The sequence below is a fragment of the Jeotgalibacillus marinus genome (assembly GCF_040801915.1).
Taxonomy (GTDB): domain Bacteria; phylum Bacillota; class Bacilli; order Bacillales; family Jeotgalibacillaceae; genus Jeotgalibacillus; species Jeotgalibacillus marinus.
On record NZ_JBFMIA010000092.1, the window covers coordinates 1 to 461 of the forward strand.

Consider the following 461-nt stretch of genomic DNA (forward strand, 5'->3'; position numbering starts at 1 on the left):
GTGACAATTCCCGCTAGCCCCCATAAAATGTTTAACATCGTGTACATCTCCAATCTTATCTAGGGTAATTGTGAAAAACCTTAACCATTCTACAAATGCGAGCGTTATAAATAGATACAAAAAAGACAAATAAATGTCTGATCACTTCCAAGGTGAAATATGGACAAAAACGAAATGCCCGCATAGCGACCGTGAAATAGCTTTTGAAGTTATTGTTTCAAGGTTCATGAAAAGGAGCTATCCCATTGTTAGGATACCTCCTTTTTGAAATTATATTATATAAACATTCCTGCAATCGCTGCAGAAAGCAGAGATGCAAGAGCACCGGCAAGCACTGATCGAAGACCGAGGCGTGCTACGTAAGGACGCCGTTCTGGTGCGAGGTTACCTAGTCCGCCAATCAACGTTGCGAGTGATCCAAGGTTTGCAAAGCCACATAATGCAAATGTAATGACGGCAAC

Annotated in this window: 1 protein-coding gene; it reads right to left on the reverse strand. The window is 41.6% G+C overall.

What is annotated here, in order from left to right:
• Positions 1–275 precede the first annotated feature (275 nt).
• On the reverse strand, positions 276–461 hold a 186-nt coding region (locus tag AB1471_RS17105), incomplete at its 5' end, for a nucleoside transporter C-terminal domain-containing protein (RefSeq protein WP_367780942.1).